A 19422-nucleotide genomic window follows, 5' to 3' on the forward strand; every position below is an offset into this window, starting at 1 on the left:
TTTGACTTGCTCTCTCGCTTCTTTGCTTTTTTCTTTTCACAATTTGGCTTTTAATATCAATAAAATATAGCTATCTTTTTGATAGCTATATTAGTATATTATTTTTATTTTGTTTTGTCAAATATTTATTTATTTTCTTTTACATTCATAGAACTTACCACATAGTAGTCCCTAAGTGAGCTAATTAAAGCAGCATTTCCTATTCTCATATATGGTCCTATAAATTTTTTATTATAGGCAAATAATCCTGTCACAAATGAAAAGTCTGTAATTATCGCCCTATCTTCTTTTACTTCTATGAATTTTAGTGGTTCTACCTCATAATATTCTTGGTAAATATAGTTTTTATTCTTTATACTGGTTAAGATTTTTTCAAAGTTTTCTTTATCCTCTTCTTTACCTACATAAATCCCATGAGATGCGTAACCTTGAATTGGCTTTAATATATACTTATCTTTATTTTCAAGTAGTTTTTCTTTGTCTCTTTCGTATATTAGTTTTTCTGTAAAAGGTATATGTTTTTCTATAAAAAGATTTTCTTCATTTGTTAGAATTTTCTTTGTTTGCTCAAGTCTTAGTATTCTAAATATATCTTTAGTATAAAAAAGTGTTGACCTAAATGAACCTATTGTGACAATCTCATCATTTAAGTAGGAGTCTATGAAGTCCTTTCCTATCTCCTTATTTTCTATAAGATCACTTGTTACAAGCCTTCTATATACTAGGTCGATTTTCATATCATCAATATATAGACCACCATCTTTTCTTTTTAAGTCTTTGAGATTAGCTATTTTACAATTATGACCCTTTTTTATAAATAAATCCCTTATAGTTCTAAATTCAATATTATCAAATTTTACTATATCTACTATTGCGATATTTATCTTTCTATCTCCCTTTATAGATTTATATAAACTTTCTATAGAATCTACTAAAGTTTGGAGTAAGTCAGAATAGCTTATTTTGTATTTTTCTAAAAGTTTCTTATAAATTTCGCTATCTTTTATTAAATTTTGTAAGGACTTATCTTCAAGCATTGCGGAAGACCCATCTGTGTTTAGTTCACAAAATTTATACTCATCACGACCATCATACATCACGTCAAACCTTGCTATCGGTGTTGATATGTCATAACCTGGATCTTTTAATATAAGTTTCTCACTTAAGGAATCTAGGGAAAATAACTTTCTATATTCTTCATTTCTTACATATTCTTTGGTGACTTTTTCTACTATAGACATTAAGATATCAATCATTTTCTTATATCTATTAAAATCCTCGTCACTATAAAAGTAAGCATCATACAAGGTTGGTATTACTTCTTCTTTGTAAGTTGCTCCGTAGGATTTCCTATTATCTAATAGTTTTTTATAATCTTTTTTATATTTTTTAAAGTCTTTATTGATTTCATCAAGTAAATATTCTTTTATCTTATTATTTATCATTAATTCTTATCACCTAATCTTCTTCTGGGTTGTAATTTACTATTGAAACAAATTTATCATTTTTATCCTTGATTTTTCTAATCCTCTTATCAAAGTCAATTCGTTTCATCCATACTATCTTATCACAACCTAAACACCTAAGTTTCATATCAGCACCCATTCTTTCAATTTTCCACTTATTTTCTCCACATGGGTGACCTTTTTTTAGGCTTACTATATCATTTAACTTATATTTTTTCATATTAATCTCCACTTTTAATATCAAGTTCAGATGCTTTAACATTTCTCTTTTCAATCTCTTCTTTTAGGAGAAGTCTTATTTTTCTAGCCACCATCCATTGGCTTCCCGCCTTAACTGTGCTAGTTACCCTTATCCTATAAGAAAGTTCCGAAAATTCATTTATTTCAAAAAACTGAAGTTTTTTTATAAAATAGTTCTTATATTCCTTATCGCTTAAAAGCTTTTGAGATACTGTATTTATTAGATCCATTACCTCATCAATTTTTGTATCATATGAGACATTAAAATAAGCATCAGCTTTTTGAAATCCTCTATTATAGTTTTTTACACTAGATATTTGAGAATTTGGTATGACATGTAATGAGCCATCATAATCTCTGATTTTTGTATTTCTAAGTTCAACACTTTCAACTTCTCCTTCAATTCCAGCTACCTTGACCCAATCTCCAACTCTTATTGTATCATCCAAAATTATAAACATGCCTTTAATAAAATCTTGAACTATGCTTTGGGCACCGAAAGCTATTGCAATACCTCCTATACCAGCAGTTGCTAAAATTGACCTTGTATTTATTCCTATTATGTTTAAAATCATAGTTATTGCAAAGAATATAACCACAAATCTTGCAAATGAATGCAAAGATTTTGATAGGGTTTCAAATTTATTTGAATTCAAAACGGAGATTCTTTTTTTAGAATCTAAGGTCTTTTGTATTATTGAACTTAAAATAGCTAAAAATATTTTAGCCACTATTATAACTATTAAGATAGAAACTATATCAAGGATTATCTCATTTTCTATGAATTTTTCTAGTGTTTTTTTTAGCATCCTCTACCTCTTTTAATATTTTAATAATTTCTTTGCTAAGATTTTCATGAAAATCCTCAGCCATATGAAGTCCATCTAGATATCTTCCAGGAATATTCCTACCATCTATATGATAGTCGCCAAGCTCTTTCAAGCTTTCATCATAAGAATCAATCTTATTATTTATGGTTTCATATGGACTAAAGCAAGTTTCCTCTTCTATAAAAGGAGGAAGAATTAAAATTTTTTTCTTAGCTAGACTTAATTCTAATATACTTTTGACATTATTATATGCAAATTTCGCACTTATCCCCTGATAAAAGTCATTGACACCAACAAAAACAATTAAAACATCTGATTCATATTCTCTTCTTTCTTTGAACATCTTAAAGCAGTCTGAACTTGTCGCTCCATTTTTTGATATATTTAAAACACTAAAACCCGCCTTTGATAAAAGGCGGGCATAAGAGTTGTTGATTAAGTATCCCTTAGAAAAGGAATCTCCAACTATTGTTACTTTCATTATTTTACCTTCTTTAAGGCAAGGGCTGTTCTTGATGGTAGATATATTTCAATTCCATCATAATCAGTATGTTCAAGATTCTTAGACTCATATACATAGTCTTTAGAAATCCTTCCAAGTCCTCCAAATTCTATATCATCTGTATCTAGAACCACCTTAAACTCTCCCTTATCGTGGATTGGAACTTGAAATGAATCATAAGAGTTTTGTGGGTGGAAGTTAAAAATGTAGACCAAGTCATTATTTCTATAGGCTATAACTTTTCTATCATTATCAAGCCATAATCTAAATATATCATTTCCTAATTGATTATTATCCTTGATATTTTCAAGCATTCTCTTATCCCAATTTAAAAGCCATTCATATTTTAATAATCCATTATCAGCCAAAGACCACAACCTTCTTGCATAGTGGTAGGAGTAATTGTTTCCCTCTCTTGGAAAATCAATCCATTCAGGATGACCAAATTCATTGCCCATAAAATTAAGATAAGCATCAGCTCCCATAGATATGGTAATCCACCTTATCATCTTATGAAGAGCTATGGCTCTGTCAATTACTATAGAGTGTTTATCTTTTTCCATCTCCCAATACATTGCAGAATCTGCAAGTCTAAAAATAGTAGTTTTTGAACCTACTAAGGCTTGGTCATGGCTTTCTACATAGGCTATTCTTTTTTCTTCTGGTCTGTAGGTTGATAACTCATACCACATCTTGCCCATATCCCAATCTTCATCTCGTATTGAGAGAGTTTTTTCCCAAAAATCCGGCATTCCCATTGATAATCTATAATCAAAGCCTATGCCACCATATTTAATAGGAAGACACATCCCTGGCATAGCTGACATATCTTCGGCTATGGTTATAGCATCTTTTTTTATCTCTCTTATAAGCTCATTGGCCATTTGCAAGTAATTTATAGCCTCTATATCTGTATTCATAGAAAAGTACTTTGAGTAATTATCAAAGCTTACTCCTCTTCCATGATTTTTATAAATCATTGATGTAACACCATCAAATCTAAAACCATCGAAGTGATATTCTTCAAGCCAATATTTTATATTTGATAGTAAAAAGTGGCAAACTCCAGGTTTAGCATAGTCAAACAATTTAGAATCCCAATCAGGGTGATTACCTTCTTCACCTTTGTGGAAGAATTGGTAGTCTGTTCCATCAAACTCATTTATACCTTCATTAGTGTTTTTAACAGCATGAGAATGAACTAAATCCATTATTACGTTAAGACCCATTTCATGAGCCTTATTTATTAGAGATTTTAATTCATCATTTTCACCATACCAAGAAGATGGTGAAAAGAAGTTTGAAACTTGATAGCCAAAAGATCCATAGTATGGATGCTCTGCTATGGCCATAAATTGTACTGTATTATATCCTTCGTCTTTTATTCTTGGGAGTATGTTTTTCTCAAACTCTTTGTAAGTACCTATGCCTTCTTTTTCTTGAGCCATACCTATGTGGGTTTCATAGATTAAAAGATTATCCTTTTTAGTCTTAAATTTCTCATCTGTCCATTCAAATTTCTTTCTAGGATTTAAAACCACTGCAGAAAAATCTAGATTCTCATCTCTTTCAACCCTTCTTGCATATAAAGGAATCCTATCTTGAGTCCTATCCCCATAGTCAATCATAACCTTAATTCTTGACTTATGAGGAATGGTTCTAATTCCCTTTATATTTATTTCCCAATCTTCATTATTTATTTTTTCTAAAGGATGAGAATGCCTATCCCAATTATTGAAGTCTCCAATCAAATAAAGTCCCTTAGCATTTGGGGCCCATTCTCTGTAAACCCAACCAGTTCTTGTTTTGTGGATTCCATAATAGTTATGGGCATTAGCAAAGTCCTTAAGTTTCTCTCCCTTTTTTAAAAGTTTTGACTTTTGCTTTTTAAATTCTTCCATCCTAAGATCTATATCACTTTTATAATCCTTAATCCAAGGATCTATCTCCAAAATCTTCCAGTCCTTCATTTTCTTTGCCTCTTTTTCTATAATATTATTTTTATTTTTCCTCTTTGCTCTTTTCTATTATCTTATCAGTCAATTCCTTTGGAACTTCTTCATATTTTTCAAACTCCATTGAAAATGAGCCACGAGCTTGAGTCATTGACCTTAAGTCAATTGAATAGGTCAAAACTTCACTTTGTGGTGCTAAGGCAGAAATTACTTGGCTACCATCTTCTTGTGATTGCATACCTAATATCCTACCACGTCTTTTATTCATATCTCCCATAACATCACCCATATATTGTTCATCAACTTTGATTTCAAGTTTCATTATAGGTTCAAGAATAATAGGTTTTGCCTCTTCAATCCCTTTTTTAAAAGCAATTCTTGCAGCTGATTTAAAGGCTTGTTCATTAGAATCAACTGGGTGGTAAGATCCATCATATAAAGTCGCCTTAATTCCAACTACCTTATAACCTGCTAGAGGACCTTCGTCCATTGACTCCAAAAGCCCTTTTTCTACAGCTGGAAAATAGTTTTTAGGAACTGCTCCACCAAATACTTCTTCTTCAAAGACAAACTCTTCATCACATGGTTCAAATCTTATAAATACATCTCCATATTGTCCAGCTCCACCAGATTGTTTTTTGTGCTTTCCTTGAACATCAGATTTACCTTTTATAGTTTCTCTATAAGGAATCTTAAGTTCTACTACCTTGGTATTTACTGAATAGTTATCTCTTAATTTATCCATTAAAACTTCAAGTTGCACATTACCAAGTCCTGATAAGACTTCTTGATGTGTTTCTGCATTTCTTTCATCTATAAAGGTTGGATCTTCTTCTGCTAATTTTTTAAGAGCAGACGAAATCTTATCTTCGTCATTTTTACTTTCGGCCTCTATTGCATAAGATAGGACAGGTGTTGGATATTTTATCTTCTTATATTCTATAGGATTATCCTTAGTACATAAACTATCCCCAGTTTGTAAACTTTCTTGTTTTGAAAATGCTCCTATATCTCCTGCTATAACCTTATCTGTTTTAATTTGTTCTTTTCCTCTTAAGAAGAAAATATTTGACGCTTTTGCTTCCTTTTCTTTGCTGATATTATAGAAATTATCATCCTTATTTATTATACCTGATAGGACCTTAAATATTGAAATCTTACCTAAAAATGGATCTGCTATCGTCTTAAATACTACAGCTGAAAAAGGACTATCTTCGCTGACTTCAAATCCTTCATATCCATCTTTAACTCTAAAACCTATATTTGCATCAGCATGGTCAGGAGATGGCATAAATCTTGTGATAATATCAAGCAAAAGATCAAGACCTATAGATTTTTCGACACTTCCAGCTAAAAGAGGAACTGCACTACCATCTATTATTGCTTTTCTAAATCCTTCTTTGAACTCCTCTTTAGTGAATTTCTCTCCTGAGAAATACTTATCCATAAGAGCATCATCACTTTCTGCTACAACTTCAAGGATTTCTTCATAAACAGTATCTACTTCTTCTTTCCTTAATTCTGGAATTTCAACTTCTTCAGCTACACCATTAGTGTATTTGAAAGCCTTTTTATCTATAACATCGATTAAACCTTCAAATTCTTCACCCTCGCCAAGGGTCAAGGTTAGTGGGATTATTTTTTTCGAAAATTCAATGTGTAGGTCACTTACTACTTTGTTAAAGTTGGCATTTTCTTTGTCTAACTTATTTACAAAGATAATTCTTGGTAGAGAAATATTTTCTGTATATTTCCAATATTTTTCTGTTCCTACTTCTATTCCATTTTCTCCATCTATTACAAACAAACTAGATTCACTTGCTCTAAGAGCGTTTAAAACTTCTCCCTCAAAGTCAAAAAACCCAGGAGCATCTATAAAATTAACTTTATAATCTCCGTACTCAACAGGTATTATCGAAGTTTGAATAGAAATACCTCTTTTGATTTCTTGTTTTTCATAGTCAGAAACTGTGTTTCCTTCACTTACCTTCCCAGCCCTATTAATTGCCTTTGTAGATAAAAGCAAAGCCTCTGTTAGGCTGGTCTTTCCGGCCCCTGAATGGCCAACCAAGCTCAAATTTCTTAATTTGTTTGTTTTATAGTCTTTCATAATAAAATAACCTCCGTTTTGTCGATGAAAACATTTTTTAGTCTTCTAAATATTTTATACCCATTTTCCTAAAATTTACTAATATATTTTCATTTATTTTCATAATATAGAGCTTTGCAAATGTTTTTGCAAAAAACACTTGAAGTATTTCCATTTAAATAACATTCCTTATAAAAAAAGACTGCTGCATAATAATTAATCTTTGCAAAATTATTACAAGTTCCTCTACAATAACTTAAAATCGACAAACAGTAAGTTTGTGTTCAAATCATCTATGAGTAACTTGTAATAATACAAAGATAAAAATTCATTATTTTACAACAGTTTCTCTTTTATTTATTAAATTTTTTATTCCTCTTTTTATAACTTCAAAAAATGATAGAGACCTTCTTAATTTGTCTGAGTCTAGGTATTTATTTATTGCTCTCAAGGTCTTTTTATTATCTGTAGTAGTGAAGATAAAGTATCCACTACTTCTGGTGTGGATTGCAAAACGAGTGATTTTTTTCTTGAAAATCACACTTGCACTTATATAAGAAATTTCTTTATATGGGATTTGAATATAATCTTTTATATTTTTTTCATTATAATATTCAAAGGCCTTATCACCTACCATGATATTACCATCGGATGTTAGACCATTAAGAAATCTTCCCTTAATGGTCAAATCAACACTTTTATTTTTACTTTCTACCATCTACATTATTCCAAAAAAGCTTGAAACAATTCCTATTATAAATAGAGCAACTATTATAGTAATTGGTGATACATTTTTCTTTAAAAGCTTACATATACCTAGGGTTAAAAGCACTGGTACAAGCCCTGGTATGAGTGAATTTAGGTTCTCTTGTAAGGTTGTAACCTTAACTTGCTCAAGTCCATCTGCTCCAAGCGAAGAGTAGAGTTTCAAAGCTTCTTTTATTCCTTCAGTCCCTTGTGAGATTGAGTTCCAATCTATAAAGGATCCTGCTTGTTGGCTTACTTCTGATACATTTACTGTAAATGTTACATTTACCCATCTTTGTACCAAAGCTCCTACTATAAACATACCTACAATTGAGGCAACTAAATTAATTTTACCCAAAAGTCCACCAGAAAGGTCTTTTGTTATTTCATTTCCTACCTTATAACCAAATTCTTGAGTCTTCCATTCGAATACCATTCTTATGATATTCCATACCACAAAAAAGATAAGTGGTCCGAGAGCTGAACCTGATAAGGCAAAGCTTGCTCCCAAAGCTCCTATAATAGGCCTTGCTGTAAACCAAAATACAGGATCTCCAACTCCTGCTAAAGGTCCCATCATACCAACCTTTACAGAGTTTATAGTCTTATCTTCTATAGCTGCTCCATTTGCCCTTTCTTCTTCCATAGCAAGAGTTACTCCCATAACTGGACTTGATAAGTATGGATGAGTATTATAAAACTCCATGTGTCTTTTTAGAGCAGCTTTTCTATCTTCTGGACTTTTGTATAGTTTCTTAATAGCTGGAATTATAGAATAGCACCAACCACCATTTTGCATACGTTCGTAGTTCCAAGATCCTTGAAGAAATTGATGACGGTTAAATACCTTTATTCTATCAGATCTTGATAATTGTATTCTTTTTTCATTTGCTTCAGTCATATTTCCTCCTAATAATCATTGATAATATCACCAAGTGGGTCTCCTGTATTTGAAGAGGCTCCATTTGATGAAGATGATTCTTTAAGTTTCAAATAAATTAGAGCTATGGCAAAGCCTATAACACCAAGTCCTATTAAGGTAAGTTGTGGTATTGCTGCAAATACAAAACCAATGGCAAAAAATGGCCAGGTTTCCTTAGTGCTCATCATATTTATTACCATGGCATAACCTACTGCTGCAACCATACCTCCACCAACTTCCATGCCATGATTTAGCCAATCAGGCATAGAGTTTAATACTGACGTAACAACCTTTGGAGATACAAAGCAAAGGGCAAAAGCTGGTATAGCTATTCTTAAACCTTGCATTAGGATAGCTAATATTTGAAGTATTTCAATCTTTCTAAAGTTTCCTTTTTCTGCTGCTGAATCCATTCCGTGAACTATAGGAATAGCAAGTGTTCTTGCTATCATTGTTAAGAATAATCCTGCTACTGAAAGTGGAACTGCTATAGCTATAGATGTATTTATAGCGTTGTTTACATTTCCTGTCCCATCTTGTAGGGCTATAACCATAATTATAGCACTTGCTACTGAAGCTAGTGCTGCATCTGGTGCAACTGCCGCTCCTACATTTGCCCATCCTAGGGCTATCATTTGAAGGGCTCCTCCAAGCATAATCCCTTCTTTTAAGTGTCCACTTACAAGTCCAATCAAAGTACAAGCTACTATTGGTTGATGGAACTGAAACTGATCGAGTATTCCTTCCATACCTGCAAGTAGGGCAACTATAACAATTAAAATAACTGTAATTGTTGACATAATTCCTCCTTAAGCCAAACCAAGTTCTGATTTCGCTTTTCTCATAATATTAGTAAAATTATCTCTTTGGTCTGATGGAACCTTTCTAACGTCTATATTTACACCTAAATCTAGAAGTTTTTCAAAGGTTTTTACATCTTCTTTGCCCATAGAAACTGTACTTGTAACATAGGCCTTTCCTTGAGAATGTGACATAGAACCTAGGTTTAATTCCTTAAGATCAATCCCTTTTTCTATAAGCTCTAGAGCATCTTCTGGGTTTTCAAATAAAAGCATTGCCCTAGTTTTGCCAAATCGAGTATCCTTAAATATTTCAGCCATTTTCCAAATTGGAACAACGTGCGCCTTAACTCCTGGAAGAGCTGCCTCCATAATCATAGACTTACGAAGATTATCTTTGCTTACATTATCACTTACAACAATAATCCTGTCAGGATTTGTAGATTTTGTCCAACTTGTAGCAACTTGACCATGAAGAAGTCTTGTATCAATTCTTGCAAGAACTATATTGATTTTTCCATCTCCTAATACAGTCCCTTCAGGAATTGAGCCTTGACTTATAGCAGAATCTTTGCTTGGTTTCTCTGATGAAATATTTTTATTATTATAGTCATCCATCAAACTTTCAGGCTTTGTCCTTACTCCTTCCTTGGCAGGTTCTAGTAAAACTTTTGCAAGATCATGGGATTTTTCTTCCATAAGTCTTGAGCCTAAGGCTTCTATAAGCATTGGTAAATTAAGACCTGTTAGTATGGCCCAGTTTTCTTCGTGACCATTTAATAAGGCTGAAACTTGATTAAATGGTGTTCCACCCCATAGGTCAACTAAGAAAATAATTTCCTCGCAATCAAGCCTTTTGATTTTTTCTTCAAGCTCAGCCCTTAGATCATCTGGACCCATAGATGGCAAAAGTACTGCTGTTTCAAGCTTTTCTTGCTCACCAAAAATCATCTCACCTGATTGTCTTATACCTTCGGCAAATTCTCCATGACTTGCTAGTATAATACCTATCATCTTATACCTCCTTTTGATTGATATATCATTATTAGTTTACACCATATGCTTAAACCTTAGCAAGCTAAATTTTTCTATAATTTTTAAAGATATATAAAAAGCACTTATTAATGAGATAAAATATAAAAGAGAGTATAGTCATATTAATATAAAGAAAGGGTTAATCAATGGAAAAATACACATTATTAAAAAATAAAAAATACGAAAAACTTGGCCTTGATGTCTACCTTTACGAACACAAGAAAACCAAGGCTAAGATTAATTATATAAAGACAGATGATAAGAACAAGACTTTCGCTATAAGCTTTAAGACCCCTCCTGAAAGCTCTAAAGGAATATCCCATATCTTAGAGCATTCAGTCTTAAATGGATCCAAAAAATATAGAACTAAAGAACCTTTTATGGATATGATAGCTTCAAGTCTTCAAACTTTCCTAAATGCTATGACTTTTCCAGATAAAACAGTCTATCCTGTAGCAAGCGAGAATGAGAAAGACTTTTTTAACCTTCAAGATGTCTACCTTGATGCAGTATTTAATCCAAGGGTATTAGAAAAAGAAGAAATATTTTTACAAGAAGGAAGAAATTATAGGTTTAATGAAGATAGAGAACTTGAAGTATCGGGCGTGGTTTATAATGAAATGAAAGGAGCTATGACAAATCCTGATACAATTATTGTAAACCACATCAATAAATACCTTTATAAAGACTCCTGTTATGAGTATATCTCTGGTGGTAATCCTTATGATATTGCAAAGCTTACATATGATGAGTTTGTAGACTACTATAAGAGATTTTACCATCCAACAAATTCCAATATTTTCTACTATGGGGATATGGATATAGATAAATATTTAAAAAATCTAGATGAGGAATACTTATCAAAATATGAATATAAGAAAATTGATGTGGATTTAAGTGTTAAAGAAAATTCCTATGATAAGGTTATTTATGAGGATTTCCAATCAAATAAGGAAGATCCTAACAAGTCATACCTTACCTATTCGTTCCTTACAAATGAGTCCTCTAATATAAAAGAAAGTCTTACAAATGGAATTTTATCAATTGCCCTTATCAATTCTGATTCTTCAAGAATAAGCCAAAGAATCTACAATGAAATTGAGCCAGAAGCTTTTTATGCAAGATTGGGATATGGCTCTCGTTCATCTATCCAAATTACAGCCCAAGGGGCAAGCGATAAAAAACTGGATAAGTTTATAGCAATAATCGAAGAAGAGCTTAAATCTTATAGTAAGGAGATTCCAAAAGACTCTCTAAAAGCTGCCCACTCACTTTTTGACTTTTCTCAAAGAGATCAAATAAATTCAGCTAGCAAGGGAATTGAATATATCTTAATGCATAATCTTGATAATGAAATATTTGAAACACTTGAATTAATTGACATTATAAATGAACTAGGTGATTTAATAGAAACTGACTATTATGAAAAATTTCTTAATAAATATTTCTTAAATAACAAGACCAAGCTTATCCTTGTAGCAAAGCCTAAAAAAGACTACTTTAATAAAATTGAAGAGAAAATCAATTTAGAGCTTAAAAATTTAAAGAAAAGTTTAGATGAAAATGGGATAAAAGAACTTAAGAAAAAAGAAAAAATTTTAGAAGATTTTCAAAATAGACCTGACACTAAAGAAGAAAAAGATACTATCCCAAAACTTGATATAGAAGACCTTGATACAAAAGTCGAAAATATACCAAGATATATAGAAGGTAAATTCATTCACCACTCCTATGATACAGCTGGAATGATTTATACATCTATCTATTTTGATATAAATCATTTAAATCTTGAAGAAATAAAGATTTTAAGTCTTATAAGTGACTATTTAGGATCAATAGATACAAAATCCTATTCCTACCAAAAATTAGATGATATAATCCCTATAAATATGTCTGGATTTAATCTTAATATAGTAAGCCTTAAGAAAAAAGATGGAAAAATTACAAATCTTTTAAAAGTAGATTTTAAGACAACTAGTGATAGGTATGAGTCATCCCTTAATATAATTATGGAGATTTTAGAAAATTCAATCTTTGATGATAAAAAAAGACTTACAGATTTAATAAAGCAAATTAAGGCTTCTTTTGAAATGACTATGTATGATTCAGGACATATGCTTGCCCTTACCAGAAACTTTGCTCACTTTGATAAGCTTTCTTATATAAAAGAAAACTTAAGTGGTATAGGCCACTATTACTTCTTAAAAGATATAGAAAATTTATCAAATAATAGTTTTGACACTTTTAGAAAAAAGCTTGAATCTGTATATAAAAAAGCTATCACAAAGGATTATATTTTAAATATCACATCAGATGATAAGGATTATGAGCTTTCAAAAAATCTTATTGATGACAAGTTTAAGGGATTTAAAGATAAAACTTATAATGATTTAGAAATAGATTTTAATGATAAATATTTTAAAGAAGCCATAAAGTCTGATGCCAACGTAAACTATGTTTCTATTGGAGCAAGACTTAAAGAAAATGATCAAAAGAAATTAAATCATATAACTTTTGCATGCCAAATCCTATCAAATCCATATCTCCATGATTTAATCCGTGCCAAAGGTGGAGCATATGGTGCAGGAATTATGATTGATAAGTATGGAAATATAGGAGCTTACTCATATAGGGATCCTAATATAGAAAAAACCATAGATAATTACAAAAAAATCCCAGAAATTCTAGAAAACTTGAACCTTGACCAAAGAGACTTTACTAATCAAAAAATCTCAAAAATGGGTTCATATCTTAAGCCAAAGTCTTTAAGTGAAAAAGGTTCAACAGACTTTATAAGATATATTCAAGAAGTTGATATAAAAGAAATAGAAGAAAAGCTTGATGATATAAAAAATGCTAGTATCTCTGATATAAAGGCTTTAAAAGATGATTTTAAATATATTTTTGACCAAGATAATATAAGTGTGTTTGGAAATAGGGGGATGATAGAAGAAAATAAAGACTTATTTGATGATATAATAGACATAGACTCTTATACTAAAACCTAATTAAAAGCGTATAATAAGAATATGAAAAAGATAATAGATGAAAAAACAAAAAAAGAAATTTATGAGCTTGAAAAAGCCATAAAAAATACAAACAATAAAAAAGAAGAAGTTAGACTAAAAGCAATGATTTTAAAACTTCAAGGGGTAACAACACGAGAAATTTCTGAAAAGCTTGATGTTGCAATGTCTACAATCTTTGAATGGTTAAGAAAATATATAAAAAGTTCTATTGATGGACTCAAAAATAAAAAAAGAATTGGTAATAATAGAAATTTGACATTCGAAGAGGAAAAAGAATTTTTAAGACAATTCGAAGAAAGGGCAGAAAAAGGTCAAATAATAACAGCCAAAGAAATAGAAAAAGCTTACCGAGAACTAGTTGGTCACTCTATAGGTAATGGACAAATATATTATGTTCTAAAAAGACACGGATTCAGAAAAATAATGCCAAGGAGTAGACATCCCAAAAAAGCAAACGAAGAGGCTATAGAAGCCTCAAAAAAATTAAATCCAAAACAGGAGAAATTAGAAACGTTAACCCGAATAAAAGAGTAAGAATCATGTTTCAAGACGAAGCAGGATTTGGACGCATAAACAAGCCAAAATATTGCTGGTGCAATAAAAAGATAAGACCACAAGTCCCATGCCACCACATAAGGGAATATAGATATGCATATGGTGCAGTAGAAGCAATTACTGGCGAAAATTTCTTTTTAGTACTTCCTTATTGCAACACAGATTGCATGAACGTGTTTTTAGAAGAGTTATCAAAAGATTATAAGGAAGATAAGATACTACTAGTTTGTGATGGTGCAACATGGCATAAATCAAATGGACTTAAAATCCCAGAAAACATAGAAATAATACATATACCACCCTATACTCCAGAAATGAACCCCATAGAACAAATTTGGAAACAAATAAGGTCAATGGGATTTAGAAATGAGTTTTTTCATTCATTAACAGATGTTGTAAATAGATTATGTGAAACTATAAATCACCTTACTAAAGAAATGGTTAAAAGTATAACTCATAGAGATTGGATACAATATATGGAGTTAAATAGGTATTAGTATTAACTATCAACAATCTTAATTCTAGATTTAAGATGATTTAAAAAGTATATTTGAAATATCAATTTTTATGTTAGATTTATAAAACTCATTTGATATTCGGGTATAGTTTAATTGAGGAGATATTTATGAATAATTTAAATGAAGATAACGAAAAATCCTTGGAAAATAGCCTAAATAAAGCTATAGCTGATATGGATTTTTCAAATATAAGCGAAAAAGTCAAGAATAGCCTTGATAATTTTATAGAAAATACTATCAATTTTGTAAATAAAAAAAGCGAGAGAAAGCCAGTCATCCCCATAAAAGATCCTATGGTATGTGTGCAAAAACCACCAGAAAAATCAAAGTCTTCATTTTTCAAGACTTTTTCCGGCATATCAGCCTTCACATCCTTTGGTATGCTTATATCTATCTTAGATGATTTTAGCTTTTCAGATTTTAATCTCTTTGTGCTTTTTACAGTTGTAGGAATAGGACTTTATAGATTTGCTAAAAGAATAGATATTATATCAAAAGACTATGAAAGATTTATAAAGGAACTTGGCAATAATACTGTAATAAGTATAAGAGATTTGGCATCAGCTGTACAGAAAAGTGAAAAAGATACTATAAAAGAGCTTTTATATATGATGGATAAGGGATATTTCAAACAAGCAAGAATAGTAGAAAATGATTCCTTATTTTTACTTGATATACCAACCTTTAATCTTTATAAAAACCAAAATATGAAACTACCAAAAGAAAATATTTATGAAAAGGAAAAGCTTATAGCTGAAAGCGCCCATGATGATGTGACCATAGAGAAAGCTGAAGACTTGGTTAAATCTTCTAACCAATACTTATCTTCAATAAAACTTTCTATATCGAGAATAGAAAATAGAGCCTTTTTAGAAAAAGTAATAGAATTAAAAAAGACCATACAAAATATAATAAATATTGTAAAAAGATATCCAGAAAAAGCTCAAGCTCTTGATAAATTTATGAATTACTATCTTCCTACAACTGTAAAGCTAATAGATGCCTATACAGAATATGAAATAATGGGAAGTGATGAAAAAGATATACTTTCTGCTATGAAAGAAATTGATTCATCTATATTTACTATAAACGAAGCTTTTGAAAAAATACAACTGGAATTATTGGAAGATAGGACTATGGATATTAAAACAGACATAGATACTATGAAACTTCTACTAAATCAAGAAGGTTACCTAAAAAAAGATTGGAGTAAAAATGAGTGATATTAAATTAAGTCTAGATGGATCTGACAAAGATCCAAGATTTGACCAAATTGAGAAAAAAGACGAAATTAAAATTGATAAAGCCATCAATTTCTCTGATGATGAGCTAAAACAGATAGAAGAATTTTCAGAAAAAATTGACCTTACAGACTCAAATATCATCTTACAATATGGTGTTGGGGCCCAAAAAAAGATATCAAACTTCTCAGAAAAAACTCTTGATACTGTAAGAAATAAGGACCTTGGAGAAATAGGAAATCTTTTAGATAATGTTGTAAGTGAGATAAAGTCCATGGATGAAGATGATGAAGGTGGAGTATTTGGCTTTTTCAAAAAACAAAAATCTAAGATGGAAAGTTTAAAACTTAGGTACCAATCAACTGAAAAAAACATAGATGAAATAGCAAAGGCCTTGGACAACCATCAAATAACCCTACTTAAGGATATTTCTATGCTAGATCAAATGTATGATTTAAATGAAGACTATTATAAAGAGCTTTCTATGTATATAGAAGCTGGAAATAGAAAACTTCAAAAAACCTATAACGAACAAATACCAGAGCTTGAAAGAAAGGCCGCTGAGTCGAACCTACCAATGGATGCTCAAAAAGTAAATGATATGAAATCAATGGCAAACAGATTTGAGAAAAAACTCCATGATTTGGATCTTACAAGAATGGTCTCCATGCAAATGGCTCCACAAATAAGGATGGTGCAATCATCCAACTCAATTATGGCTGAAAAAATCCAAACTACTATAGTAAACACAATACCTCTTTGGAAAAATCAAATGGTTTTAGCCCTAGGTATGAAACATACTGAAAGTGCCATAAGAGCTCAAGAAGCAGTAACAAATCTCACCAATGATCTACTTAAGTCAAATGCTGATAAGCTAAAACAAAACACTATTGATACAGCAAGGGCAACCGAGCGTGGTATAATAGATTTGGATACAATCAAGCACACAAACGATAGCCTTATTTCTGCAATAGAAGAAGTAAGAAATATCCAAATAGAAGGTAGAGCAAACAGAGCTCAAGCTAAGGATGAACTTAAAAGACTTGAAAGTGAGCTAAAGAAAAATCTACTAAAAAGAGATTAATGTTAGGAGATAAAAATGACAGAAAAAATAGAATTTAAATTTGATACTCAACTTTTAATAGCTGGTGAAGACTTAGATGAAGATGAAATATTCGATTATATAACAGAAAATTTTGAAGGAGACAGTCTTCTTGCAGTAGGTGATGAAGACCTTATAAAAATCCACTTCCACACAAATAAACCATGGGAAATCTTAGAATATGGTCAATCAATTGGGGATATATTTGATGTTGTAGTAGAAAATATGCAAAGACAAGCTGATGGACTACAAGGATAAAATACTTCAAATAAAGTTAATTTTAGGAGCTGTTGTAAAATTATGAATTTCTAACATCACAATCTTACAAGCTTCTCATAGGCAATTTGAAAATAGCCTGCCACTCATGGAGGCGAATTGTCATGAAAGAGCTTGTAATGATTTTGAAACGATTAATTCATTCTGCAACAGCCCCTTTTAATATACAATAATAACAATTGAGTTTATATAAGAATAAGTTAGTATAAAATTTTAAGCTCTCAACTAAAAATAAATATTAAGATGTTAGAATTATCAAAACTAAATCCAAGATTTCTTGAAATCTTACTATTACTTATCAATTTTTTTAAATAAATAAAAGCAAATAAAAACGCTTAATATAGATAAAATTATCACATACAAATATCCAAAATCCCACCTTAATTCTGGCATATTTTCAAAGTTCATCCCATACCAACCTGTAAGAACCGTAATTGGTGTGAAAATAGTTGTTACGACAGTTAAAATTTTCATAGTATTATTCGTAGATAGGTCCATTTTAGAAGTATAGGAATCCTTGACATTAGTTATATAATCACTAAGATAAGATATATTCGATGAATATCTTTCAACCCTAAAAGCCACCGACTTTAAGTGTTTTATATCATCATCATCAAAAATTTCATTTTCATTCTCAGCAAGAACTTCTAAAGTATCAAGAAGTCTTTCATAAGAAGTATATAAATTGAGTGCCTTATGCCTATTATCTGAAATTATTTCAATACTATTACTTTGTTTTCTATTTCTAACTATAGAATCCTCTATCTCAGCAGTAGAATTTTTGATTTGGTCAAAAATTTTTGTATGATTGTTAATAAGGGCTGTTATAAAATATTTTAATAGTCTTCCTGGAGATCTTGCATAAATCCTCTTTCTAAGAATTTCCCTAAAAGCCTCTGATGTAGATTGATCCCTATCGTACATATCTACAATTATTAGTCTGTTATTTTCTATATAGAAGCCTATAAGGTCCGATGTGTCAAGATTTCCCATAATATCAAGCATTTCAAGGATAATAAATGTGTAATTATCCTCCACTGCTATATAAGATTTTTTACCTGTATCAGTTAAAAGAAGATCAATGATTGCATTGTCTAGGTCATAAGTATTAGCAAATTCAATAAAGCTTGTCTTGCCCAAATACATCAAATAAAAGTCATCATCTTCAATTACATCATAGAAACTAGATATATCAGTTTGTTCAAAACCATTATCAGTATCAAATTTATATATATAATCCATATCTTCTCCTTAAATTAGGCAACTCATCTTCTTTAAATTTCAATTATTATAACTATATGAATTGGCAAGGGGAAAGTCAATAAATTAATCATTAATCTAATTAATAATAAAGTAATTTACCGATAAAAACTTGCTAGCTTATCTAACAAGTTTCACTTAAAATTTCTTATATTTTATTCCAATTTCTATCTTCTAAAATTTTAAATTTATCTTTATTTTTTTTAAATAATTTCCCATCAAAAGGAGCTTCATAGCTCATTTTCTTACCTATGTGATTAAAATAAATAAAAGCTTGCTTATCTTTTTTCTCTATACGAAATGATTCTACCTCATGCCAAGGGATTAAGGTAAAATCTCCTTTAATAGAAGAACTTATTTCCTTTTCATAAATCCCCTTACTAGAAAAATACAAGATAAAAGTCCTATTAGAATCAAAGGTATTAAAAATATTACTTAAAAGAAGTTTAGCAAAAGATTTCGCATTGCTATCATTTTTTATAGTAAGCAAATAATTTTCCCTATCATCAAAACTTTCGAAAACCTTATCTTCTATCTCTTTATTGTCATTAAATAAAAATCCCATAATTCCTCACTTAAATATAAATACTTCCTTAATATCCTTATCCAATACCTTACATATCTTATAGGCAGTCTCAAGCGTTGGACTTATTGTATTATTTTCATAGGCCATAATAGACCTTCTTTTAAGCCCAACAAGCTTTGCAAGTCTATGTTGAGATAATCCTTTTTCTTTCCTAAAAATTCTTATTTTATTTTCAATTTCAACTTCCATAAATTATCCTTATGTTACATTTTTAGTACATTTTTTGTTACATTTATAGTACTATATAAAATAAAAAAAGTCAAAAAAAG

General features: G+C 30.5%; 19 protein-coding genes. 6 read left to right on the plus strand and 13 right to left on the minus strand.

Going from position 1 to position 19422, the window contains the following annotated elements; translation table 11 throughout:
• Positions 1–125 precede the first annotated feature (125 nt).
• The 10 genes from FYJ26_RS09410 to FYJ26_RS09455 form a co-directional block, all read right to left on the minus strand.
• Complete coding sequence (locus tag FYJ26_RS09410) at positions 126–1445, minus strand: glutathionylspermidine synthase family protein (RefSeq protein WP_154541819.1); 1320 nt, start codon at positions 1443–1445, stop codon at positions 126–128.
• A 13-nt stretch (positions 1446–1458) separates the two neighbouring features.
• Positions 1459–1686, minus strand: coding sequence for a DUF951 domain-containing protein (locus FYJ26_RS09415; protein WP_154541821.1), 228 nt, complete (start codon positions 1684–1686; stop codon positions 1459–1461).
• 1 nt (position 1687) lies between these two features.
• Positions 1688–2515: a mechanosensitive ion channel family protein gene (locus FYJ26_RS09420; RefSeq protein WP_154541823.1), complete on the minus strand. Its 828-nt coding sequence runs from the start codon at positions 2513–2515 to the stop codon at positions 1688–1690.
• A complete protein-coding gene (locus FYJ26_RS09425) occupies positions 2478–3017 on the minus strand; it encodes an SGNH/GDSL hydrolase family protein (protein WP_154541825.1) in 540 nt (179 codons plus the stop codon). Before FYJ26_RS09425 ends, FYJ26_RS09420 begins: the two co-directional genes overlap by 38 nt.
• Positions 3017–5008 (minus strand): alpha-amylase family glycosyl hydrolase, encoded by a 1992-nt coding sequence (locus FYJ26_RS09430; RefSeq protein WP_154541827.1) that lies wholly within the window; start codon positions 5006–5008, stop codon positions 3017–3019. Before FYJ26_RS09430 ends, FYJ26_RS09425 begins: the two co-directional genes overlap by 1 nt.
• 31 nt (positions 5009–5039) lie before the next feature.
• A complete protein-coding gene (fusA, locus tag FYJ26_RS09435; RefSeq protein WP_154541829.1) occupies positions 5040–7103 on the minus strand; it encodes an elongation factor G in 2064 nt (687 codons plus the stop codon).
• 310 nt (positions 7104–7413) lie between these two features.
• Entirely contained in the window at positions 7414–7800 is a 387-nt protein-coding gene (locus FYJ26_RS09440; RefSeq protein WP_154541831.1) for a DUF956 family protein, read from the minus strand.
• Positions 7801–8730 carry a PTS system mannose/fructose/sorbose family transporter subunit IID gene (locus FYJ26_RS09445; RefSeq protein ID WP_154541833.1) on the minus strand — a complete coding sequence of 310 codons (930 nt, stop codon included), beginning with the start codon at positions 8728–8730 and terminating at the stop codon, positions 7801–7803.
• 8 nt (positions 8731–8738) lie between these two features.
• Positions 8739–9551, minus strand: coding sequence for a PTS mannose/fructose/sorbose transporter subunit IIC (locus FYJ26_RS09450; RefSeq protein ID WP_154541835.1), 813 nt, complete (start codon positions 9549–9551; stop codon positions 8739–8741).
• Positions 9552–9560: 9 nt separating this feature from the next.
• Positions 9561–10565: a PTS sugar transporter subunit IIB gene (locus FYJ26_RS09455; RefSeq protein ID WP_154541837.1), complete on the minus strand. Its 1005-nt coding sequence runs from the start codon at positions 10563–10565 to the stop codon at positions 9561–9563.
• Positions 10566–10732: 167 nt separating this feature from the next.
• Between FYJ26_RS09455 and FYJ26_RS09460 the strand changes: the two genes are divergently transcribed.
• From FYJ26_RS09460 to FYJ26_RS09485, 6 genes are all read left to right on the plus strand, one after another.
• Complete coding sequence (locus tag FYJ26_RS09460) at positions 10733–13594, plus strand: insulinase family protein (RefSeq protein ID WP_154541839.1); 2862 nt, start codon at positions 10733–10735, stop codon at positions 13592–13594.
• 21 nt (positions 13595–13615) lie between these two features.
• Positions 13616–14149 (plus strand): helix-turn-helix domain-containing protein, encoded by a 534-nt coding sequence (locus FYJ26_RS09465; protein ID WP_154541841.1) that lies wholly within the window; start codon positions 13616–13618, stop codon positions 14147–14149.
• 5 nt (positions 14150–14154) lie between these two features.
• Entirely contained in the window at positions 14155–14667 is a 513-nt protein-coding gene (locus FYJ26_RS09470) for an IS630 family transposase (RefSeq protein WP_154541843.1), read from the plus strand.
• A gap of 128 nt (positions 14668–14795) precedes the next feature.
• Positions 14796–15911: a 5-bromo-4-chloroindolyl phosphate hydrolysis family protein gene (locus tag FYJ26_RS09475; RefSeq protein ID WP_154541845.1), complete on the plus strand. Its 1116-nt coding sequence runs from the start codon at positions 14796–14798 to the stop codon at positions 15909–15911.
• Complete coding sequence (locus FYJ26_RS09480) at positions 15904–17013, plus strand: toxic anion resistance protein (RefSeq protein ID WP_154541847.1); 1110 nt, start codon at positions 15904–15906, stop codon at positions 17011–17013. Before FYJ26_RS09475 ends, FYJ26_RS09480 begins: the two co-directional genes overlap by 8 nt.
• Before the next feature lie 15 nt (positions 17014–17028).
• Positions 17029–17289, plus strand: a complete 261-nt coding sequence (locus FYJ26_RS09485; protein ID WP_154541849.1) for a kinase to dihydroxyacetone kinase — start codon at positions 17029–17031, stop codon at positions 17287–17289.
• Between the two features lie 309 nt (positions 17290–17598).
• Here FYJ26_RS09485 and FYJ26_RS09490 read toward each other — a convergent pair whose 3' ends face one another.
• From FYJ26_RS09490 to FYJ26_RS09500, 3 genes are all read right to left on the minus strand, one after another.
• Positions 17599–18549: a magnesium transporter CorA family protein gene (locus FYJ26_RS09490; protein ID WP_154541851.1), complete on the minus strand. Its 951-nt coding sequence runs from the start codon at positions 18547–18549 to the stop codon at positions 17599–17601.
• A 166-nt stretch (positions 18550–18715) separates the two neighbouring features.
• The gene (locus FYJ26_RS09495; RefSeq protein ID WP_154541853.1) at positions 18716–19132 is read right to left on the minus strand and encodes a histidine kinase; all 417 of its coding nucleotides are present in this window, start codon (positions 19130–19132) and stop codon (positions 18716–18718) included.
• Between the two features lie 6 nt (positions 19133–19138).
• Positions 19139–19342: a helix-turn-helix transcriptional regulator gene (locus FYJ26_RS09500; RefSeq protein WP_154541855.1), complete on the minus strand. Its 204-nt coding sequence runs from the start codon at positions 19340–19342 to the stop codon at positions 19139–19141.
• Between the last annotated feature and the right edge of the window lie 80 nt (positions 19343–19422).

It is taken from the genome of Anaerococcus porci, from assembly GCF_009696575.1.
Lineage (GTDB): Bacteria > Bacillota > Clostridia > Tissierellales > Peptoniphilaceae > Anaerococcus > Anaerococcus porci.